19 protein-coding genes and 1 other annotated feature are annotated in these 21,489 nt (G+C 45.8%); of the genes, 14 read left to right on the top strand and 5 right to left on the bottom strand.

Annotated elements, in window-relative coordinates; translation table 11 throughout:
- Positions 1–14 precede the first annotated feature (14 nt).
- The 4 genes from ACOV1R_RS04750 to ACOV1R_RS04735 all read left to right on the top strand — a co-directional run bounded on the left by ACOV1R_RS04750 (position 15) and on the right by ACOV1R_RS04735 (position 2,958).
- Positions 15–1,166, top strand: a complete 1,152-nt coding sequence (locus tag ACOV1R_RS04750) for a nucleotidyltransferase (RefSeq protein WP_011101458.1) — start codon at positions 15–17, stop codon at positions 1,164–1,166.
- A gap of 124 nt (positions 1,167–1,290) precedes the next feature.
- Complete coding sequence (locus ACOV1R_RS04745) at positions 1,291–1,845, top strand: YceD family protein (RefSeq protein ID WP_003640295.1); 555 nt, start codon at positions 1,291–1,293, stop codon at positions 1,843–1,845.
- A 59-nt stretch (positions 1,846–1,904) separates the two neighbouring features.
- Entirely contained in the window at positions 1,905–2,084 is a 180-nt protein-coding gene (rpmF, locus tag ACOV1R_RS04740) for a 50S ribosomal protein L32 (RefSeq protein WP_003638547.1), read from the top strand.
- Between the two features lie 289 nt (positions 2,085–2,373).
- Positions 2,374–2,958, top strand: coding sequence for a PepSY domain-containing protein (locus tag ACOV1R_RS04735; RefSeq protein WP_016511319.1), 585 nt, complete (start codon positions 2,374–2,376; stop codon positions 2,956–2,958).
- Between the two features lie 114 nt (positions 2,959–3,072).
- On the opposite strand, the gene ACOV1R_RS04730 is transcribed toward ACOV1R_RS04735, so the two are convergent.
- On the bottom strand, positions 3,073–4,035 hold the full coding sequence (locus ACOV1R_RS04730; protein WP_003645184.1) for a cation diffusion facilitator family transporter: 963 nt from the start codon (positions 4,033–4,035) through the stop codon (positions 3,073–3,075).
- 394 nt (positions 4,036–4,429) lie between these two features.
- Between ACOV1R_RS04730 and gndA the strand changes: the two genes are divergently transcribed.
- From gndA to ACOV1R_RS04705, 5 genes are all read left to right on the top strand, one after another.
- A complete protein-coding gene (gene gndA / locus ACOV1R_RS04725) occupies positions 4,430–5,866 on the top strand; it encodes an NADP-dependent phosphogluconate dehydrogenase (RefSeq protein ID WP_003645183.1) in 1,437 nt (478 codons plus the stop codon).
- Positions 5,867–6,034: 168 nt separating this feature from the next.
- Positions 6,035–7,384, top strand: a complete 1,350-nt coding sequence (locus ACOV1R_RS04720) for a replication-associated recombination protein A (protein ID WP_003640299.1) — start codon at positions 6,035–6,037, stop codon at positions 7,382–7,384.
- 190 nt (positions 7,385–7,574) lie between these two features.
- Positions 7,575–8,261 carry a response regulator transcription factor gene (locus ACOV1R_RS04715; protein ID WP_003638551.1) on the top strand — a complete coding sequence of 229 codons (687 nt, stop codon included), beginning with the start codon at positions 7,575–7,577 and terminating at the stop codon, positions 8,259–8,261.
- Positions 8,261–9,904 (top strand): HAMP domain-containing sensor histidine kinase, encoded by a 1,644-nt coding sequence (locus ACOV1R_RS04710; protein ID WP_003645182.1) that lies wholly within the window; start codon positions 8,261–8,263, stop codon positions 9,902–9,904. The genes ACOV1R_RS04715 and ACOV1R_RS04710 overlap by 1 nt, the downstream gene beginning before the upstream one ends.
- Before the next feature lie 370 nt (positions 9,905–10,274).
- On the top strand, positions 10,275–11,243 hold the full coding sequence (locus tag ACOV1R_RS04705) for a UbiA family prenyltransferase (protein WP_003640302.1): 969 nt from the start codon (positions 10,275–10,277) through the stop codon (positions 11,241–11,243).
- 134 nt (positions 11,244–11,377) lie between these two features.
- On the opposite strand, the gene ACOV1R_RS04700 is transcribed toward ACOV1R_RS04705, so the two are convergent.
- Together ACOV1R_RS04700 and ACOV1R_RS04695 are read right to left on the bottom strand one after the other, a co-directional pair.
- Positions 11,378–14,563, bottom strand: coding sequence for an AAA family ATPase (locus ACOV1R_RS04700; RefSeq protein ID WP_016511349.1), 3,186 nt, complete (start codon positions 14,561–14,563; stop codon positions 11,378–11,380).
- A 2-nt stretch (positions 14,564–14,565) separates the two neighbouring features.
- Complete coding sequence (locus tag ACOV1R_RS04695) at positions 14,566–15,747, bottom strand: exonuclease SbcCD subunit D (protein ID WP_015380256.1); 1,182 nt, start codon at positions 15,745–15,747, stop codon at positions 14,566–14,568.
- Between the two features lie 363 nt (positions 15,748–16,110).
- On the opposite strand from ACOV1R_RS04695, the gene ACOV1R_RS04690 reads away from it, so the two are divergent.
- Positions 16,111–16,689, top strand: coding sequence for an SdpI family protein (locus tag ACOV1R_RS04690; RefSeq protein ID WP_015380257.1), 579 nt, complete (start codon positions 16,111–16,113; stop codon positions 16,687–16,689).
- Positions 16,690–16,835: 146 nt separating this feature from the next.
- Here the strand turns inward: ACOV1R_RS04690 and yidC are convergent, their stop codons facing one another.
- Both yidC and ACOV1R_RS04680 read right to left on the bottom strand, forming a co-directional pair.
- Positions 16,836–17,759 (bottom strand): membrane protein insertase YidC, encoded by a 924-nt coding sequence (gene yidC, locus ACOV1R_RS04685; protein WP_217203117.1) that lies wholly within the window; start codon positions 17,757–17,759, stop codon positions 16,836–16,838.
- A gap of 64 nt (positions 17,760–17,823) precedes the next feature.
- Positions 17,824–18,096: an acylphosphatase gene (locus ACOV1R_RS04680; RefSeq protein ID WP_003640307.1), complete on the bottom strand. Its 273-nt coding sequence runs from the start codon at positions 18,094–18,096 to the stop codon at positions 17,824–17,826.
- Positions 18,097–18,350: 254 nt separating this feature from the next.
- Here ACOV1R_RS04680 and ACOV1R_RS04675 point away from each other — a divergent pair, with 254 nt between their 5' ends.
- The 4 genes from ACOV1R_RS04675 to ACOV1R_RS04660 all read left to right on the top strand — a co-directional run bounded on the left by ACOV1R_RS04675 (position 18,351) and on the right by ACOV1R_RS04660 (position 21,484).
- A complete protein-coding gene (locus ACOV1R_RS04675) occupies positions 18,351–19,118 on the top strand; it encodes a TrmH family RNA methyltransferase (protein ID WP_054519088.1) in 768 nt (255 codons plus the stop codon).
- 100 nt (positions 19,119–19,218) lie between these two features.
- Positions 19,219–19,728, top strand: a complete 510-nt coding sequence (locus tag ACOV1R_RS04670; RefSeq protein ID WP_003640309.1) for an HD domain-containing protein — start codon at positions 19,219–19,221, stop codon at positions 19,726–19,728.
- Between the two features lie 22 nt (positions 19,729–19,750).
- Positions 19,751–20,110 carry a winged helix-turn-helix transcriptional regulator gene (locus ACOV1R_RS04665; RefSeq protein ID WP_021357385.1) on the top strand — a complete coding sequence of 120 codons (360 nt, stop codon included), beginning with the start codon at positions 19,751–19,753 and terminating at the stop codon, positions 20,108–20,110.
- A 46-nt stretch (positions 20,111–20,156) separates the two neighbouring features.
- Positions 20,157–20,384 (top strand) — a binding site (T-box leader).
- Between the two features lie 53 nt (positions 20,385–20,437).
- On the top strand, positions 20,438–21,484 hold the full coding sequence (locus ACOV1R_RS04660) for a phenylalanine--tRNA ligase subunit alpha (RefSeq protein ID WP_003644299.1): 1,047 nt from the start codon (positions 20,438–20,440) through the stop codon (positions 21,482–21,484).
- Positions 21,485–21,489 lie beyond the last annotated feature (5 nt).

The following is a 21,489-nucleotide window of genomic DNA, read 5'->3' as shown; positions in this document are numbered from 1 at the left end:
TAGGAGGAACAAGAATGCAAGCAGTCGGGTTAATAACTGAATACAATCCGTTGCATAATGGGCATCGCTACCATTTGCGGCAAGCACAACAGTTGACCAATGCCGACTGTGTTATTGTTGTGATGAGTGGTGATTGGCTGCAACGCGGTGAACCGGCCATTTTAGACAAGTGGACACGTGCGAAGCTGGCTTTGGAAAATGGGGCGGATCTAGTAATTGAACTGCCCGTGTTTTTTGCAACCCAACCTGCCCATTTATTTGCACGGGGTGGTATTGAACTACTCAGTGCACTGGACTGTACGAGTGTTGTTTTTGGTGCGGAACATCCTGAGCTGGACTTTCAACGGTTGGCCACGGCAATTGCGGCGCGGCAGGGCAGCTTTACCCACTATAATGCGACTTTTGCCACTCAGTTTAACGCGGCCTTGCAAGCTGCCACGGGCGTGACGTTGACGGCAGCCAATGATATGCTGAGCTTCTGTTATTACGCTGCCAATCAGACCCTGGCACATCCGATGCAGTTACTGCCGATCAAGCGTCGCCAAGCGGATCACGCGACGACGACAATTGCGGCCGATAGTCGCTACGCCAGTGGGACAGCGGTGCGCCAAGCGGCACTTGCACAGGATTGGGCGGCGCTGAAACCAGTTGTCCCGGCCGACACGTTCACGGCGCTGACTACGCAACGACTGCAGCGCTGGAGCGACTTTTGGCCGTTTTTACAGTATCAATTGCTGACCGTTGACGTTGCCCGTAGTGGACAGTATGATCAGATGGCGGAAGGCTTGGAATACCGGATGCAGGCGATGGCCCAACACGCCACGACTTTTGATGACTTTATTCATCAGGTCAAGTCAAAACGCTATACGTATACACGATTGCAGCGGGTGGCGACAGCCGCACTACTACAACTTACTCAGGCAGAAGTCCAGAAAGCACAGGCACATAATTATCTGCGCGTCTTAGGCTTCACACCTAAGGGGCAGGCTTATTTGCATCAAGTGAAGAAACAGCTCCCGTTGCCGCTGTATACGAAAATCAATCAAGACTTACGCCAGCATGCTCTGAATCTCGATTATCGGGCGGGGCGCGTCTATCAATTAATTAATGGGCAATCGCAAGATTTATATCGACAACCATGGCGGTTACCGGTAACAATTGGTTGACCGCGGCGGGCTTTCTTGATATGGTTAGGTCTAATGACGGGCATTTTGGACTGTCAAGGAAAAAACATTGACAAAGGATTTTTACACAGGTATAATTTATCACGTTGCATTAGGAGGTTTTTAAATGAAATGGTCACTTTCACAGCTTAAAACATACCGTGAAACGCCACTTCAGTTTGATGAAGCATTGGATTTAAAACACTCCTTGATGAGCCGTTATCCAGAAATTATCGATGTTAAGTCAGTTCACGCAACTGGGTTAGCGAGTTATGATAAGGATAATGTGTTAATCACGGCGAAGATTGACGCAATGTTAACATTGCCGTCTAGTCGCTCGCTGACGCCAGTGGATGTCCCATTGGCTTTTCAAATGACGGAATATTATGTTCCTCAGGGAACCGATCTGAGTCGTTTTGATGAAGAAACTGATACGGTAATTATTTTACCTGAAGATGATATTTTAGATTTTGATGTCGCTGTGGAGGATAATATTTTAATTCACATCCCCATGCAGATTCTTTCTGAAGCTGAACAAGACGGCGCCCCAATGCCAACTGGTAAGGGCTGGGAAGTTCTCTCCGAGGACGACCAAGCGTTGCAAGCTGCAGAACTTAAAACTGTTGATCCGCGTTTAGCTAAGTTAAAAAACCTGTTCCCTGATCAGGAAGACAAGGATTAAGTTAGCTAGGCGTATCAAAACACACATTATGTGAATTCACTTGAAGGAGGTGTAGGTTGATGGCTGTACCAGCAAGAAGAACATCTAAGATGCGTAAACGCAACCGTCGTGGTCATATTAAATTGGCTACACCAAATTTGGCACCATGCCCAAATTGTGGCGAATTACGTGTATCACACCGTGTTTGCCCAAGTTGTGGATACTACAACGGCAAGCAAGTCGTAAAAGTAAACAACTAATTGTTAGTTGGTGAAAAGTTGCATTGCGGCCATGGCGCATGAAACTTTTTGTTACCATAATACGATCAAAAAGCCCGCTTAGGTGGGCTTTTTTTGTTGTCTTCAATTAAGTTTGAGTTGGGACCAGCACTTCTTGAAATAAGGTTTGACTGAACTGCCAGCGCGGTCAAGCGAGTGGCTTTGCATATTGATTGCGATGAGGCGTCTCCCTTCCGTATACTAAGACTATCAAATATGAGTACGGCTTCATAATAAGTGTTACTGACGCAGCGACAAGGGGGTTATGGAGATGATGAGCAAAAAATATGGGATCGGGTTAGCACTACTCACCGTGGTTCTGCTAGCTGGATGTGGCACCCAACAGTCGACGCAAAATAAGGCGACAAGCCAATCGACTAGCAGTCAAAGTAGTTCGACCAAAAGTGTGACAGCCAAAACGAAAGTGTCATTAGCCGCAGCCATCAAAAAGTTTCAGCAACAATATCCGGACGCCAGTGTGACGAGTATTGAGTTAGAAGACCAACTCGGTCGACCGGTTTACACGCTGGAAGGCGTTGGCGGCACCCAGGAACATGAATTACAACTCAATGGGCGAACCGGGAAGGTCATCAGTAAGCAGTCTGAGATGCTGGATCAAGATGATCAAGCTGACGCTGAGGGTGACCGGCTGAATCTTAACAAGGTAATCAGTCCTAGTAAAGCGGTGGCGATTGCCATCCATGACCGTAACGGTGGCTATGCTAGCGAGCTCAAGCTCGATAAGGACAATGGCACCACTTACTGGGAGGTCCAGGTACATCAAGGAAAGCAGCAAGTCGATATTAAGATTGATGCCTATGAAGGTCATATTTTGGAAACTGAGCACGACGATTAGTACCACGTGGTTGCTGGTGAAAAGGGGCGGTATGTAGCCTCATTTTGTCAGCAACTAGTCTTGAAATGGTCAGCCGGCTAAACGTATCGCCTATTTTGTAAATCACTGATTTGATCAATAGCTAGTCGTAATCATCACGTCCGTTTCCATCACACCGAATTCTTGCCACATGATTTGATTGATGGTTTCAATCAGACGTGTGATTTCAATCGCCGTCATCCGAGGTGGCACAACGATCGTGGCTCGCAGCATGATGAGATTACCATCATAATGAGCCTTGAGAAAAATGACTTTGCGGACACTAGTTAAATCAGCAATTCGCCGTTGATAGCGATCTTCAAGGTAAGGGTCGAAATAGTCAACTAGGTTCAGACTACTTTCTCGAAAAATTTTGGTGCCAGTATTGAGGATGTATAGCCCTAAGCCGATACTAATCAGGTTATCGAACCACTGAAGGTGGAGCTTGACCGTGACAAGGATCGTAAGAACGGTAGTCAGACTGGTCAACGCGTCCGTGAAGGTATCACGGCTCGCTGCGGTCAGGGCAGCATTGTTAAGTTTGCGACTCCAATAATGATTGAAGGCCCATAAGACCAGTAGCACCACGAAGGAAAACCCGGCGGCCAAGCCGGCGATACTGCTGAGGTTTTTGAAGGGGGTACGGGTGGCGAATGTCATTACGCCTTTGATAATAATGTCGATTCCAATGGCAGCCATGATGGTGCCGGCTAGTAAATTAAAAATCGTCTCAAAACGAAAGCGGGATTGCTGGATTCGGGGTCCTAATTGCTGCTGCTCCGCGGGTGCGATGGGTGCGCCAAATAAATCGTCATCGTGCGTGCGACTGGCGATGAATAGACCAGTCATGAGTAGCCCGGTCGAAAAAATTCCAGATAAATTATTAAAGGCATCCGCACGTAGGGCCTGTGAGTGGCCCCAGCGTGCCCCTAGAAGCTCGATAATAAATAAGCCCAAATAAACGGTCACGTTGCCCCAGAGATGGTGACGGGCCGTTTTAAGCGAAATGACAACGGGCTGTTCAATTTGATGCCAATCTGGCAGTCGTTGGATCGACATGATTAGGGGCCTCCTTACGCATCTTGAATTGGACTGCTGGTCAGGATTAGTGGTGCTAGGGTGTCTCTCTGGTAAAAGTGGCCACCAGCGGGCATGTACGAATAAAAAAAGTGCGGAACGTCAGAATAACAATGAGGACACTAGCCTAAACACCACGAACCGATCTATGAAGGTTATCCGTTTATTTTACTGTAAGCCTAGCACGGTGTTTTTAACTTTGTCAGTTGGTGCTGTTTGAAAGGTAAGTAACCTTTTTGGATGGTCCTATGAAAATTAATTTCTTTCCAAGATAAATTATATGAAATTAATTTTAAAATTTGCGGTCATTTACTTTATTAACAGCGTGTTTTTTGGTACGATAGTTGCGTATTAAAAATTGGGAGGCAATAAACTAATGAGTAATGAAAAACCACAAATTGGTGTCATTGGGATGGCCGTCATGGGTAAGAACCTGGCGTTGAACATCGAAAGCCGCGGCTACAAGGTTGCGATTTTTAATCGGACTGGTGCCAAAACTGAAAAGGTCGTTAAGGACCATGCTGACAAGCAATTAGTACCAAGTTATAAGATCGAAGACTTCGTGGCTTCACTTGAAACGCCACGGCGGATTATCATGATGGTTAAGGCTGGTAAGCCAACCGATGCCGTTATCGATGAATTATTACCACTATTAGATAAAGGCGACGTCTTGATTGATGGTGGGAACACCAACTTTAATGACACGATGGCGCGTAACGCCCGCTTAGATAAATCCGGAATCAACTTTATTGGTATGGGTGTTTCCGGTGGTGAATTAGGTGCCTTACAAGGCCCTTCATTGATGCCTGGTGGTCAAAAGGAAGCTTATGATTTAGTTGCCCCAATCTTGGAAAAGATTTCTGCTAAAGCGCCTCAAGACGGTGCACCATGTGTGACTTACATCGGCCCGAACGGTGCTGGTCACTACGTTAAGATGGTCCACAACGGGATTGAATACGGTGATGAAGAGTTAATCGATGAATCATACAATATCATGCGCAACGTCGCGGGCTTGTCCGTTGATGAAATGTCCGATATTTTTACGGACTGGAACAAAGGCGAATTGAGCAGTTACTTGATCGAAATCACCGCTGACATTTTGTCACGTAAGGATGATTTAGGTGCGGATAAGACTAAGCCAATCGTTGACATGATCTTAGACCGTGGGAACAACAAAGGAACTGGTAAGTGGAGTTCCGAAGATGCCTTGAACGTTCAAGTGCCACAATCCGTTATTACGGAAGCGGTCTATGCGCGTTACATCTCAATGATGAAGAACGAACGGGTTGCCGCTTCTAAGAAATTAGCTGGCCCAACCGCTGACGTTGACTTGCCAGCCAAGGAAGAATTGGTTGAGAAGATTCGTCAAGCCCTCTACTTCAGCAAGATTATGAGTTATGCGCAAGGCTTCGAACAACTTCGTTTCGCTTCTGAACATTATGGTTGGGACTTGAAGTTCGGTGAACTTGCCCAAATCTGGCGTGCTGGTTGTATCATCCGGGCCCAATTCTTACAAAACATCACGGATGCTTTTGATAAGAAGCCTGATTTAAATAACTTATTGATGGACGACTACTTTGCCGACATCGCCGCCAAGTATCAACAATCAACACGTGAAGTGCTTAGCTTAGCGATCCAAGCTGGTGTACCGGTACCATCATTTAGTGCGGCATTGTCATACTACGACTCATACCGGGCCGAAGTGCTACCTGCTAACTTGTTGCAAGCGCAACGGGACTACTTTGGTGCGCATACGTATGAACGGACTGACCGTGAAGGGTTATACCATTACAGTTGGTACGAAGAACAATAAAATCATTTTGAATGAACTAAACTGTGGCTAATGACGTTACGCGTGATTAGGCGCAGTTTTTTTGTGCTGTGGGTGGCTGTGCGGTAATGATCGTTGGTTTGAGTGGATTAGAACGTACGTTTGCGTTAAAATTGAGAGTAATGAATAAACGCGAAAGTGGGGGTCGCCATGCGACAAGAATCATTATTTAACCCGGATAAATCTAGTAGTAGTCCGTTGGCTTACCGGGTCCGGCCAGTGACGCTGGCGGATTTCAAGGGCCAAGAGCATCTACTTGGCCCGGGTAAACTATTACGACAATTAATCGCAGAAGATCAGTTACCATCCCTGATTTTTTGGGGACCACCGGGAGTCGGCAAGACCACGCTAGCCGAAATTATTGCGCAACAGACCCAGTCGCACTTTATTACGTTTAGCGCGGTGACGAGTGGCATTAAAGAAATTCGGCAAATCATGGATGAAGCGGAGGCTAATCGAGATTTTGGTGAAAAGACCATTGTTTTTATTGATGAAATTCACCGGTTTAATAAAGCCCAACAAGATGCCTTTTTGCCATATGTTGAGCGCGGCAGTATCACGTTAATTGGTGCGACGACGGAAAATCCCTCATTTGAAATTAACGCGGCCCTATTATCACGGTGCAAAGTATTGGTCTTAAAGGCATTGACGCCTGACGCATTAGAAGCTGTCTTACAGGGCGCTTTGCAGAATCCGAAGGGGTTTCCGGATCTTGAGATTACGATGCAGCCTGATACACTACGGTTGATCGCAGAATTTGCTAATGGTGATGCTCGTATGGCGCTCAATACGTTAGAAATGGCTGTTTTGAACGGTGACCGCGATGGCAAGCACGTTACGATTACTACGGCCGGGTTATCGCAACTGATCAATACTAAGTCGTTGCGCTACGATAAGCATGGCGAGGAGCATTATAATATTATCTCCGCGTTACATAAATCAATGCGTAATAGTGATGTTGACGCGGCGATTTACTGGTTGATGCGGATGCTAGCCGGCGGTGAAGATCCGCTGTATATCGCTCGGCGTTTGATTCGGTTTGCGAGTGAGGACATTGGGCTAGCTGACCGGCAGGCATTGCCACTGACGGTAGCAGTCTTTCAGGCGTGCCAGTTGATCGGTATGCCTGAGTGTGACGTGAATTTGACGGAAGCAGTGACTTATTTAGCCTTAGCACCGAAGTCCAATGCATTATACGCGGCTAAATCGGCAGCGCAAGCAGATATCAAAGCGACGGGTAATTTACCGGTCCCCTTACAGATTCGCAACGCACCGACAAAATTAATGAAAGATTTAGGTTATGGTTCTGATTACAAATATGCCCATGATACAGCGGCCAAATTAACCACGATGACGACGATGCCACCTGAGTTAAAACAGCACCGGTACTATGAGCCGACTAGCCAGGGACAGGAGAAAGCCTGGCAACAGCGCCTAGCTGCTATTCGCCAGTGGCACCAGCAACATCCGCAAACCGAACCGTCAGATGATGAGACATAAAGATTGCAATTTAATGAGAATTCACTAAAATTAGATTTGGGTGAGGAGCAGACCCTGGTTGGGGTGTAGGAAATTCAGCGTTTTCATGTTAAAATAACATGTTGTACTAGCTTAATGCAGGTTAGTGGTGATAAATCACTGATTCGTACGGTTTTTAGATAAGTTGAATATTAGGAGTGACTAAAAGTAAATGAGTCGAATATTAATTATTGAGGATGAAAAAAACCTCGCACGCTTCGTTGAATTAGAATTAAAACACGAAGGCTATGATATTCAAGTCGAATATAACGGCCGTAAAGGGTTAGACGCAGCGTTAGCTGAAGATTTTGATGCCATCCTATTAGACCTGATGTTACCGGAACTGAACGGTTTGGAAGTCTGCCGGCGGGTTCGTGAAGTCAAGAATACGCCGATTATTATGATGACGGCCCGTGACTCCGTGATTGATCGAGTTTCCGGCCTGGATCATGGGGCAGATGATTACATTGTTAAGCCATTTGCTATCGAAGAATTACTTGCCCGCTTACGAGCACTATTGCGGCGAATCGATTTGGAAAGTGAACAACAAAGCACTAAACAAACGACCGTCACTTATAAAGACTTGACGATTGAAAAGGAAAACTTAGTCGTTAAACGCGGCGACGAAGTCATCAACTTGACGAAGCGTGAATATGAACTGTTATTAACTTTAATGGAAAATATTAACGTTGTCCTCGCTCGTGATGTCTTACTAAACAAAGTATGGGGTTACGAATCAGAAGTTGAAACGAATGTCGTCGACGTTTATATCCGTTACTTACGGAACAAGATTGACCGACCAGGAGAAAAGAGTTACATCCAAACTGTTCGTGGGACTGGATACGTGATTCGTTCTTAATGACTGACGCTGATACGAATCAAGTGACGCCTAAACCACGGCGCCGTTGGTCATTAAAATGGAAATGGGCGCTCGGGACCGCAATTGGGTCCGCGCTCATTTTTATTTGTTTTTCATTATTGGTCTATAAGAGTTTCACGAACCTCTTATTGCGCCAAGAACAACGGAACGTGGCTAGTGCTGTTACAACGGTGCAACAATCGTTACGAACGGAGTCGAAGGGACTGACCATTAAATCGGTGGCCGCTAAATTGCAACCCGAAGCGAGCGTTGAACCGGCAACTACCATGAGTGAACGTAAGCATGGTGTGCTGCAAAGTAAAATCTTTTCAGATTCTGATTTAACAGCCTTATCCCGTACAAACTTAGCTGTGACGGTTTATGATCCACACGGGAACACACTCTATCTATCCCGCAAGGATGCACATGAGTTCTCTAAGAATAAGACGCGTCAGGTGGTGGTGATTGGCCGAGGAAGTGATGCTGAATTAGTTGGGCGGGCGCCCATTTATGCGGCTAGCAATCACCGTTTGATTGGTTACACCCAGGTCACCGATAATTTGGCGGAATACCATTCAACGACTCAGAATTTGATCTGGATCTTTATTGTGATGACAATGATCACTATTTTTGGTGCCACGCTACTGGGCTATTTCTTAGCTGCGTTTCTATTACGGCCAATGCGTAAAATCAAACAGACGATTAATGCGGTCAATGATGATCCGCAAACTGACTCGCGAGTGCCCGATCTTAAACGCAATGATGAATTGTCGGATTTAGCAGTCGTATTCAATGATATGCTTGATCAGATGCAACGCTATATTAATCAACAGCAGCAATTTGTTGAAGACGTTTCCCATGAATTACGGACCCCGGTGGCAATTATCCAGGGCCATATGGAGTTGCTGAATCGATGGGGCAAGGATGATCCGCAAGTGTTGTCGGAATCATTGGCGGCTAGTTTGTCAGAAACCAAGCGAATGCAGAGCTTAGTTCAAGAAATGTTGGACTTATCGCGTGCTGAACAATTGGAAATCAATTTTAGCCATGAGACGTCGGACGTTCAGAAGTTAGTGACGCAAGCATTTAACGATTTTACGATGATTCACCCCGACTTTCATTTTACGTTTGATGATGATGTTAAAAAGCCGGTGTATGCTCAGATTTACCGTAATCACCTTGAGCAAATTCTGATTATTTTATTGGATAATGCGGTCAAGTACTCGACACGACGTAAAGAAATCCATTTATCATTATCCACGGATTATCGCTACATTGAAGTCGCCGTCCAAGACTTTGGCGAGGGTATTTCTAAGGACAATCTCGATCGAGTTTTCAACCGTTTTTATCGGGTTGATAAGGCGCGTAGCCGTGATAAGGGTGGTAACGGGTTAGGATTATCCATTGCGCAACGGTTAGTTGAAGGTTACCATGGTCATATTAGTGTTGAATCTGTGGTGGGCCAGGGCTCGATCTTTCGGTTCCAGTTACCGATTCTACGGGACGCGAAGCTCTTAGCTAAGGCCGAGGCTGAAACGAATGATGTTGAAAAGATTGCCAAGTCGGAACTGCCAGCCGGAATCCGACCAGCTACTCGTGATGAAGATGAAGCGCCCTTGGATGATCATGAGCACGACCACTAGGTAATCGAATCATTGATGAATTTAAAACGCACATTCAAGTTAATTTAACTTGAATGTGCGTTTTCAGTATGGATAATTGCGCTGTAATGAATTTTAAAGCCGCGGCCTATGGGATCATATCGTGATTTTGAGGGAGGCCTGGATCAATATTGAGCATCGACTGACAGTTCGATAGGGCGCAGTAAGATGCTGATTAAACGACGAATAGGTTGTACACCAGCAGGCTGGGTTTAATCCTGATTCAGATTGATCCGACTCGAAATATATTTAAGCTGACCGATATTTGTTGGTATGTTCATCATGAAACCATTTTCACAAGTAACCTTTTTTGGTATAGTGGAAGAGTAGTTAATTTAATCAGGGGGCGAAGTTGTTGACGAACGAACCAACTTATCGGCCAATGACGTTCAAAATTTTTTTGGAATTCATTCGGCTAAATGCCAAGGCAGCTAGTGTGGTGCCGTATTTTATTGGTATTTTATTTTCAATCTATTATTTTCATGCGTTTAATTGGATCAATTCGTTAATTTACTTAGTTGCACAAGTAGCGATTGCATTGTTTGTGACGGGGTTTAATAACGTGCAGGATTACTACTTGGCTAAGGATTTACATTATCGGGATACTTATAACATTGTTGGCCGTGAGCACCTATCACCACGACGATCATTGAATTTGATGCTAGCGATGTTAGCAACTGCAATTATTTTAGGATTAGTGCTAGTCGTCAGAACAAACCTATTGTTACTGTTCATGGGCGCTGCAGCGATTGGTGTGGCTATCTTCTATACCTATGGCCCGGTACCGTTTTCGCGCTTCCCGTTGGGTGAATTACTGTCGGGATGTGTCGAAGGATTTGGCGTTTTCTTTCTGAGTGTTTATATGAACGTCGCGACCCCCGTACTGGCGGGCTTTAAGTTTGCTTGGCCGCAGTTTGCGATTGTGGGGAATTTAGAGAACATATTGGTCATGATTTTGGTGGGGCTACCAGGGATTTTCTTGGTTGCGAATATCATGTTAGCTGATAATATTTCAGATTTACAACAGGATATTCGCAATGAACGTTATACGGTTCCGTACTATATTGGTCATCGTTGGTCACTACGGGTCTACGATACGCTGGCGCTGTTAGGTTATTTGCCAGTGCTGATGAGTGTTGTTTTACAAATACTACCGATTTATCAGCTGGCAGTGTTGCTCGTTTTACCAAAAATTTTGAAGAATATTCGGGCCTTTAACGCGGTGCAGGTGAAAGAAACCACCTTTAATACGGCACCACAAAATTTGATGATGTTTCAAGGCATGCAATTACTTGGACTGATCCTGGGTATTTTCTTTTAATCCGGTCTGATTAATTGGGATGGTTCACAAAAACAGCGGCCGTCATCCAGCATAATTGCTGAATGACGGCCGCCGTTTTTTGTGTCGCTGTTTTTCAGACCTTGTGAGTCATGTACTGCGGTTGTTTTCGGCGGCTATTTACTGATCAACCGCACGGTACTGCGGCCATCCCCCATCTTTTTGATGAGAACTTGTTGGCCAATCGTTCGTTTCATTGATTCAATGTGACTGATAACACCGACCATTCGGTTTTCACCAATTGTTTCGAGTGCCTGCATCGCTTTTTCCAAAGTTTCATCATCCAGGGAGCCGAAGCCTTCGTCGACAAATAGTGCGTCGATTTGGACGCCATTAGCCGAAGATTGAACGACCTCACTGAGCGAGAGTGCAATCGACAGAGCAGCAATGAAGGTTTCACCACCGGACAACGTGTTAGATGAACGCGAGTTGCCGGTCTCATTATCGTAAACATTGATATCGAGGCCGTGGTCACTGCGGTTATCACTCGCTTCGGCAGCTAGTTCAAATGTGTAGCGGTTATTGGAAAGCAGGTTGATAAAGTGATCATTGGCGTAGTTTAAGACGCGTTGCAAGTAGTTTTGGACAACGTAGGTCTCTAACTTGAGCTTGTGATCGTTGCCATCTTTACCAGTCATGATATTATACAGGCTTGTAATTTCGGCGAACCGCTTTGCAAATGTGCCTTGCTGGTGCATGATTTGTTGGACTTTTTCGAGACAACTTTGCGCGTCGGTTAAGGTTTGTTCCGCCACGGTTTGGGATTGCAGTGCTCGATCCTTATGAGCTTGCAGGTCGGCCAGCTGAGCTTGGATGCCCGCAATATTCGGTCGTTCAACGTTCGTTAAGGCGGTTTGCAGTTGCTTGATTTCGGTTGTCAGACGCTCCTTGTCTTGCCGATAGGTGGCAATTTGGACTTGCAGGTCGGTCAGTCGACCATTGGCGAGTTCTTCTAACCAATTTTCAAGTACAGTTTGGTCATGAGTCGGTGCTTCTGGGTCAGCTAAGGCCTGTGCGATTGTTTGCTCAAGCTGCGTGCGCGTGGCCTGTGTTGTCTTCAACCGGTCGTTTAAATCATCGAGCTTAGTTTGATGATTTGATAAAGTAAGTTGACTGGTTTGAACGGTGGCTTGGGCGGCCTCTAGGCGTTGTTGGTAGGTCGCGACGATCTGATTGAGATGCGCTTTTTCGGCCAGCAGGTCAGCGCTTGTGACTTGTAAGTCCGTACCAATGGCTGCCTGAGCTACCGTCAAATCGGCTATTTTATTGTGCAATAAGGCCCGTTGTTCGCCTAACTGTAACTCCGTTTGTTGGGCCTGTTTTTGTTGTGCTTCCAGTTCAGCAGTATATTTCTCAATAGCTTGAACCACTCGTTGGGCTGCCTCAAGCTTCTTCGTAATTGTGGCGAGTTGCTCAGCGAAAAAAGCCCTGACTGCGGTCAAATCGTAGGGTGACTTTAGTGCTAGTCCGTTGGTTTCAATCAACTGTTGGTAAGTTGAAGTTAGTTGCGTTTGGGCGGTGGTTACTTGCTGCGTAGCCTGGTCAACTTCTTTTTCAGCCTGTTCGACACGTTGTTGAGTTGCTTCCACTTGCTTGTTGGCTGCCGCCAGCGCGTTTTGAGCGTCGTCAACGGCTTGCATGGATTGTCGTAAGTCAGCTTCATTTGCAACGATGGTTGTGACCGGCATCTGTGAATGATCGGTTGATCCACAGACCACGCAGGGCTGGCCGTCAACGAGTTCTTGTTGTAATTGGGCAATCATTAAGCTTTGGCGTTGACCACGTTGTTGTTCAAATTGGACTTGCGCATTGTGCTGATTCTGTTCATCGCGGGCAAGCTGCGCCCGTAAATCAGTCAGTTGCTTGGTGACGCGCTGCTGTTCTTGTTGCGCACCTCGCCATTGACTATCAAGTGGTGTCAGGGTGTCGACGAACTGTTCTCGTTGTTTAATCAGCAAATCTTTAGTGGCGTGTAAGTCATCAATAGATGGCAAGTTCGCTTGTTGGGTGGTGATTTTGGCTGTTAATGTCTTTATTACGGTTTGGTGCTGTTCAAAAGTCGCCTTCAGATCAGCGACACTCGGCTTGAGCTTTGCGAGCTGTGCGATGAGACTTTCAACGCGTTGCGCTTGTGGAATCAACGTGGCCAATTGTTCCAAGCGCTGCTGGTGCTGATGGTTAGCTTCACTTTGGTCATGTAATTGTTGAACTGCAGCTTGCGCTTGGCGATAGTCGTCCTGCGCTTGTTGCACGTTATCCATAGCTGCTTGCTGGTCAAGCGTCAATTGCTTTTGGTCACGTGTTTGTTGAGTGAGGGCTTGCATGGTGGCTTGTAGGGGCTGGGCCCAAGTTAACGCGTGCAACTGTTGCTTGGCTATGGTAATTGCCGGTGTTTGTTCTTCAACTTTAGTTTGATAATCAGCTTGCGCCTGTGTGAGCCGGTCAAATTGTTGTTGGCGATCGCGTGCTTGCTGGTAGGTCGTTTCGGCCGCTTTAACAGACCGATTGATTTTACTAGTCGTTTGCTGTGCTTGGTCAAAAGCACTTTGACGCGTCGTAACAAATGCTCGTAGTAGTGGAATTTTTTGATCGTCCGGAACTGCTTGAAGTTGAGCCTGTTCCGCATCATTCCAAGTTGCTGAGGCTAGTGCGACCCGCAAATCGGCGACAAACTGATCACCAGTCTTGCTGGCGGTTTGATACTCCGCTTTAAGTTCCGCAGTAAAGTCTGAATAAAGTTGCGTTCCAAAAATCTTTTTAAGAATTTTTTCCTTGTCAGTCGTTTTTGACTTTAAGAATTCCGAGAAGTCATTTTGGGGGAGTAGAATGATTTTTTTAAATTGATCAGCAGTCAAATTCAAGATGGTCGTGATCTCGGGACCAACGTCGGCCGGCTTGGTTGCAATGCTCTCAATCTCCACGCCACCAACGTGATCAACGACAGCTAATTTGGCCGTACTATTCTTTTTTGTCAGTCCAGATCCTTTTTTCTTAGCTAAGTATTGTTCAGGGGAGCGCGCAATCTTATAGAGTTGATTGCCTTGCTCAAAGTAGAAGGTGACGCTTGTCGGTTGGTCAGCGGGGGCGAACTGACTGCGCATCTCTTTGGCTGCCCGACCATCCGTCCCATCATTCGTCGTACTGCCAAAGAGGGCAAAAGTCATGGCATCGAAAATAGTTGATTTACCGGCCCCAGTATCACCACTAATCAGAAAAATCGGGGTACTTTCTAGCTTGCTAAAATCAATAATTGAATGTTCGTGGGGGCCAAAATAGTTCATGGCTAAATAAACGGGTTTCACGGCTAATCCTCTTTTCTTAAGTTGACGAAAATCTGGTCAACGAGTTGTTGTTGTGTCGTTGAGAGCTGGTTACCAGTAATCGCGTGGAAAAATTGCCCAACAATTGCATCAGGACTCAGTTCGTTCATGTTTTTGGGGCCACTAATGGCGGTGGCTTGGTGGTTCGATTCGTAGTCCAGTTCGACAATGGTGCCGTAGATTTGTTCGAGTTGCGCCCGGACGTTCAGATGCTTACTACGGTCGAATTCCTGGACGGTGATCGCAAACCAAGCCTGCTTTAACGGCTGTTGCTGATAAAAGTTGGGATCAAGTAACGTTTCCCAAGGCGCACGCAACGTAACCAAGTCAGTTTGCGGCTGAATTGGCTTGAATTCATGGGTGATCGCAGTGGGTGTGATTGTCACAATTTCAACACCTTTGCCATGGAACTTAGGGTTGGCTTCCTTGACGTTAAATTTGACGGGGCTACCGGCATAACGAATTCGATCTTTGTCGGGTGAGGCTAACCGAGTGTGAATGTGGCCCAGCATCACGTAGTCGAAGTCTGCGAATAAATCGGTGGTCAGCGTCGCCAAACCGCCCACTTTGGAAGTTGTTTCACTTGTTAATTCCAAGTCGTCATCTGCTTTGGGTGTAACGGTAAAATGAGTAATCAACAAGTGCCGTTTTTCAGGATCAAAGGTGGCAACGAGGTCACTAACCACGCGTTGCATCGCATCGTGAATGGTGTGAATCGCCTTGACTTGTTTTTCGGGCAAACCTTGTTGCTGATAGTAGACCCGCGCGTCAATGGGGTCAAAAAACGGTAACATAAAGATTTGTGCCGTTGGGGTCTCGATGGGCGTGAAGGCCTCGGCTAGTAACGTATTGATATGAAAATTATTATAGGCTAGCCATTCACGACCGTAGTTGAGACGTTTGGCGCCATCATGGTTGCCAGCAATGGCATAGATTGGTAGGTGATGCTCGATATTAATAGCCTGCAGCATGTGGTCAAGTGAAGTGACCGCATCGGTACTCGGAACGGCCCGGTCGTAGATGTCCCCAGCAATCACGATACCATCAACTTTTTCAGCCAATGCAATCGTTAGAATTTGCTTGAACGCTGCTTCCTGTTCATCTAACAAAGAATAACCGTTAAGCGTCCGGCCGATGTGCCAATCCGCTGTATGTAGTAACTTCATGGGAGTTCCTCCTTGAGTTTGAATTGTTAATTTCCATTATCGCATATTTACATAAAATTTCAGGTCTCGAAGTGTCGTCTGCCCAAAGTTGATTAATTTTGACGAAATACGTTTGATTTAGTTTGGAATGTTGGCGGACAAACTTGAAAGTGGGCAAGTTCTACCCCTTATTATGCAATTCAGCTATAATTGCGCTTAACTAGTTGAGCAATTATTGATTGCAACATACGGGTGAGTAATTTGCTGGTCATCCTTGCTTTCAGCGATTGCGTGTTTTAGTCACGCATAACGTAGGACTCGGTATTGGAATAATTATGGCGCTGCAACCTTATCTGGCTAGCAGTTTAGAATGGGGGCTTACTCATGATTCCAGAAAAATGGCAACAGACGCTTGGGGTTAAATTGCTTATCATGGTAAATTTAATCAATTTGGTCATCTTAGTAGTGATTAAACTGGCCAGTGGTGGGCCCATGTGGCAAATTCGTAATGCACCGTTGGCCGTGGTTGGTGGGTTATTTTTAATTGGGATTAGTTTAATTTTGATCTGTAAACAGAATTCCAACTGGCGCAAGGGAACGTATCTCGGTGCTGATATTAACTTGACCGTTTTATTTTATTTGTTACTTATTGATTTCAACCGGATTTCCACGATTGGCTTTGCGCTGATCGCGATAATCATCTCGATTGTCGCATTACCGATGGCATATACTTCTCGTAATCGCTTGGTTGGAATCCGGATTCCGTGGACCTATTTGTCAGAAGAAAACTGGCATCGGACTAATGTGCTAGCAGGCAGATTATTTGGAATCTCAGGACCGCTGTTAGTAGCGATGGGAAAGATGTCAACAGACTCATTTCTCAATGTCTTTGTTACGATTATCGTGTTGGTCGTGATTTTGACCGTGGGTTATTCCTACCAGCTAAGTAAGAAATTGATCTGATCGGCCTGGCAGCGTTAATTGGCATCTCGTGGTAATGTTTGCGAAATCAGTTAAGGGGACGGCTGCGTGCCGGTTAGGTGCAACGTAAAAAGCACCGCCATGAGAATTTTCATGACGGTGCTTTAGTGTTGATTAAGCTTCAGTGGTTATTTACGGTGTCGTTGTTGTTTACCGGCATTCCGACCACCCCCCGCATTATTTTGCGGACGAGGATGACTAGGCTTGGATTCAGTTGCATTAATCGGCTTTGGTTGCGTCGGTGTTGGTGTTTTGATGGGGTGCTTTTTGAGTTCTGCTTCAACTTCACGCCGAATACGTGGCCGGAAGAAGTTGATGATCAGTGTTTGCAAGCAGGCAAACAAACCACCAACGAAGAAGTAAAGTCCTAAACCTGCGGGAGCGGACATGGAAACAAATAAAATCATGACCGGACTCATAATGAGCATGAGACGCATCGTCTTCTTCTGTTCTTCAGGTAAACCAATCATGGATAGGTAACCCTGTGCCAAGTAGGATAAAAAGGCTAAAATGGCTAGAATCAGACTGGATTTCCCAAGGGAGATCCCCATAAAGGTCGCCTTAGATAATTCAGGCGAATAGCGAATAGCGTAGTACAAGGCGGAGAAAATTGGCAGTTGAATCAGTAGTGGTAAACAGCCAATACCACCAGTCATGCTAATACCGTTGTCACGGTAAAGTTGCATGAGCTCATTACTGATTGCGGCTTTTTCTTCCTGAGTCGTCGCTGCTTTTTGCCGTGCCTGGATTTTTTCCATCTGTGGCCGAACCGCGGACATTTTTTCTTGTTGGTAGGTTGATTTACGTTGTTGATTAATCATCATTGGCAGTAAAACGAGTCGCACAATGACCGTCAAGCCGATGATTGCCCAACCGTAGTTGTTACCGAATAGTTGTGACAACCATTCCATCACGTTTTGCCCTGGCTTTGCAAGGTACTCGTAAACAAACCCGTATGGTTTACCAGCTTTGGTCGTTTGCACACAACCGCTTAGAAACAGTGCTAACGTTCCTAAGGTGATGGTGAGCGTAAGGCCTTTTTTTGATTTCACTAGTTAATAATCCCCCTTTGTTAAAGTCATATAATGATGATGATACTAAAGATGTCGGGGGAATTCAATTGGTTATCCGAAAATCGTGATAGTTTTGTGGTTCAACTTCATGCACTTCGAGGTGCTTGACCTTGCCAAAATCGGTTGGCGACTGCCGAACAACGTCGATAAAGACTTGCACTCGTTGATCTTCGCCTTCGGCTTCAATAAAGACTGAGCCGTCCATCAGGTTACGAACGATTCCGTTCACGCCGCATTTGTCAGCGGCAACTTTAGTGGCCCAACGGAAGCCCACCCCCTGGACCCGGCCGATTGCTTTTAATGTTACTGCACGCATTGTGTCACTTCCTTACTTAACTTGTTCAGCTAGTCTAACCTGTGACTAGCATCTTGATTGTACTGATTGCTGATTGCTGATTGTATTGTGTTAGCATAATTAGTACAATCTGTATTACTTATATAATAGCATGGAAATGTTCAACGGGCGATATGCTATACTTGGGATAAAACGGACACTTTCGAATGATACAGGGTGCCCCGAATTGACAAGACCGGCTGATGTTTCAACCGATTAATTAAAGGAAGTTGACGATGGAAAAAATTAATTCATTACAAAATGCGCACGTCAAGGCGTGGAAAAAGCTCCAAACAAAGAAGGGACGCAAACAACAGGGACAATACTTGCTAGATGGTTGGCATTTAGTCAACGAAGCAGTTAAAGCACACGTCGCGATTCAGACCTTGCTCATTACTGCCAAGCAACTGGCGACCGAACCGGACTTGACTCATTTTCCAGCGGTCATTGAAATCTCTGATGAAGTCGCCAAACATATCAGTGCGACGGTGACGCCGCAGGGGGTGTTTGCGCTGGCGACCCTGCCTGCTGCAATTGAAGATCTATCACAATTAGATTTAATGCGGCCTTGGTTACTGCTCGATAATGTTCAAGATCCCGGAAATATTGGAACCATGGTACGGACTGCGGATGCTGCGGGTTTTGCCGGCGTCGCTTTCGGTACCGGGACGGTGGACATCCATCAACCCAAAGTTGAACGAGCTATGCAGGGGAGTCAGTTTCATTTACAACTGATTAGTACTGATCTCGACAAGTTGGTTGACCAATTGCAGGCGCAGGGTTCACCAGTCTACGGTTCAGAATTAAATCCACAGGCAGCCCGGTATTTAGATATTGACGCGCCGGCTAGTTTTGGCTTGATCATGGGAAACGAAGGTAATGGAATGAGTCGGGAATTATTGGCACGGACAGACCAAAACTTATACATTCCCATCAAGGGGCAAGCAGAATCGTTAAATGTAGCCGTGGCTGCTGGCGTTTTAATGTTCGGTTTATATCGCTAACTTACAATTAGTAAGAAAATGCTAAAATCCAGGTAAAATACTTTCAAAATGACTGACTTTTTAGTAGAATAGCCGTAGATATTAGCAAAGGGAGCTTTAGATGAAAACTAATAATGCGTGGCAACAAGATTCTGAATACGTGGCGATCGTCGAAGATTTATTAGCACAGCCGGCCGTTCAGCGGCTTGCTGAGTTTACACAGCACCACCATTCAAATCGATTGGATCATTCGATTGCAGTTTCATATGATAGTTATGTTTTAGCGAAGAAATGGCATCTAAATACGACGGCAGTGGCGCGTGGTGGATTATTGCATGATTTGTTTTATTATGACTGGCGTGAAACCAAGTTTGATCTCGGCTCGCACGCATTTATTCATCCGCGGGTAGCGTTACGTAACGCTGAAAAGTTAACGAAATTAACGCCGATGGAAAAAGATATCATTTTGAAGCATATGTTTGGTGCAACTTTAGCTGTGCCTAAATATCGTGAAAGTTTGCTCGTCTCTTTAGTTGATGATTATGAAGCAGAACATGAATTTTTTGGACCATTACGTATGAAAGTGGCCAAACAACTAGATCGGTTCCGAGGCAAGGTCTCCGCCGGTTAATTCAATAATTGGGGGTCATTGCATGTCAGAAATGCTAGCTGACACGGTAACAGAATCCAACGTGGATTTCGAACTGTGTCCAAAATTTGAAAAGACGTTCTCAATTCTAGGGAAAAAGTGGAACGGTTTAATTATCGATGTTTTACTGGAAGACGGTCCCCAACGCTTTAAGAATCTGGCACGCCGGATTCCTAAGTGCAGTGATCGGGTGCTGGTCGTTCGTCTCAAGGAATTGGAAGAAAACGGCATTGTGAGTCGGGTAACCCATTGTGACTCTGCCCTGATTGAGTATCGCTTGACTACGAAGGGGCAAGATTTACGACAGGTCATGGATACGGTCCATAACTGGTCTGATAAGTGGTTCAGCCCGGCCAAATCCTAATACGGGGTTGACGTGCAGGGCACTTTGCCATAAACTGACAATGTAGATAAAAGCCTTGACGAGAAATAGTAGTTAGTTACGGCGTCGTAGGGACGGGTGTCACCGATTGAAAGCACCCTGGCGACCAAGATTGACGAATTCACTCTCTGAGCTGAAATTGGGCGTTTGTGTAAACAAATAATTTTCCGGTATCCCGACCGTTATGACGGGTAGTGAGTGTGCATAGTGACTACTATGCAAACAAGGGTGGTACCGCGATGACCTCGTCCCTTTTCAGGGATGGGGTCTTTTTTTGTCCGCAACGCAACTAAAAATTGGAGGCAGCATATGAGTTTACAAGATCGATTAACCGAATTACGCGATCAAGGCTTGGCCGATATTAAATCCGCCGATGTTTTGAAAAAGGTTAACCAAGTCAAAGTTGATTTGCTTGGTAAAAAGGGTCCGATTACAGAAGTATTGCGCGGAATGCGCGACTTAAGCCCGGAAGAACGGCCAAAGGTGGGCGCTTATGCCAACGAAGTTCGTGACCGGATTCAGGCTGCGATTGATGAACGCCGTGAAGAACTGGAACAAGCAGCCGTTAATGAGCAATTGGCTGCCGAAAAACTGGACGTGACGTTACCGGGTCGGGAAGTTCCACAAGGTCAGCCTCACGTGATTACCCAGATTATTACTGAATTGGAAGATCTATTTATGGGAATGGGCTATCAAATTGTTGATGGTGATGAAGTTGAAGAAGATTACTACAACTTTGAACGGTTGAACTTACCGAAGGACCATCCCGCCCGTGACATGCAAGACACGTTCTATATTACCAAAGACGTGCTACTACGCACGCAGACGTCTGCTGATCAGCCGCGGTCACTTGAAAATCACGATTTTTCTAAAGGACCGCTGAAGGTCTTGTCACCTGGCCGCGTTTATCGGCGTGATACGGATGATGCAACCCATTCCCATCAATTTCATCAAATTGAAGGGTTAGTCGTGGACAAGCATATTACGATGGCTGATTTGAAGGGCACCTTAATTCTGGTTGCCAAGACTTTGTTTGGCGATCAATTCGATGTTCGGCTACGGCCAAGCTTCTTTCCATTCACGGAACCATCCGTAGAAGCTGATGTAACTTGCTTTAATTGCAATGGCAAGGGCTGTGCAATCTGTAAGCAAACGGGTTGGATCGAAGTACTGGGTGCCGGCATGGTTCACCCCCACGTGTTAGAAATGTCTGGCATTGATCCAGAAGAATATGGTGGTTTTGCCTTTGGGTTAGGACCAGACCGCTTTGCAATGTTGAAATACGGTGTTGACGATATCCGCAACTTCTACTTGAATGACGTGCGGTTCTTGTCACAGTTCTATAAGAAAGGTTAGGCGTC

It is taken from the genome of Lactiplantibacillus sp. YT640 (assembly GCF_049745435.1).
GTDB lineage: Bacteria > Bacillota > Bacilli > Lactobacillales > Lactobacillaceae > Lactiplantibacillus > Lactiplantibacillus plantarum.
The sequence above is the reverse complement of the archived record's forward strand: the minus strand, read 5'-3'. Positions and strand labels throughout refer to the sequence as shown.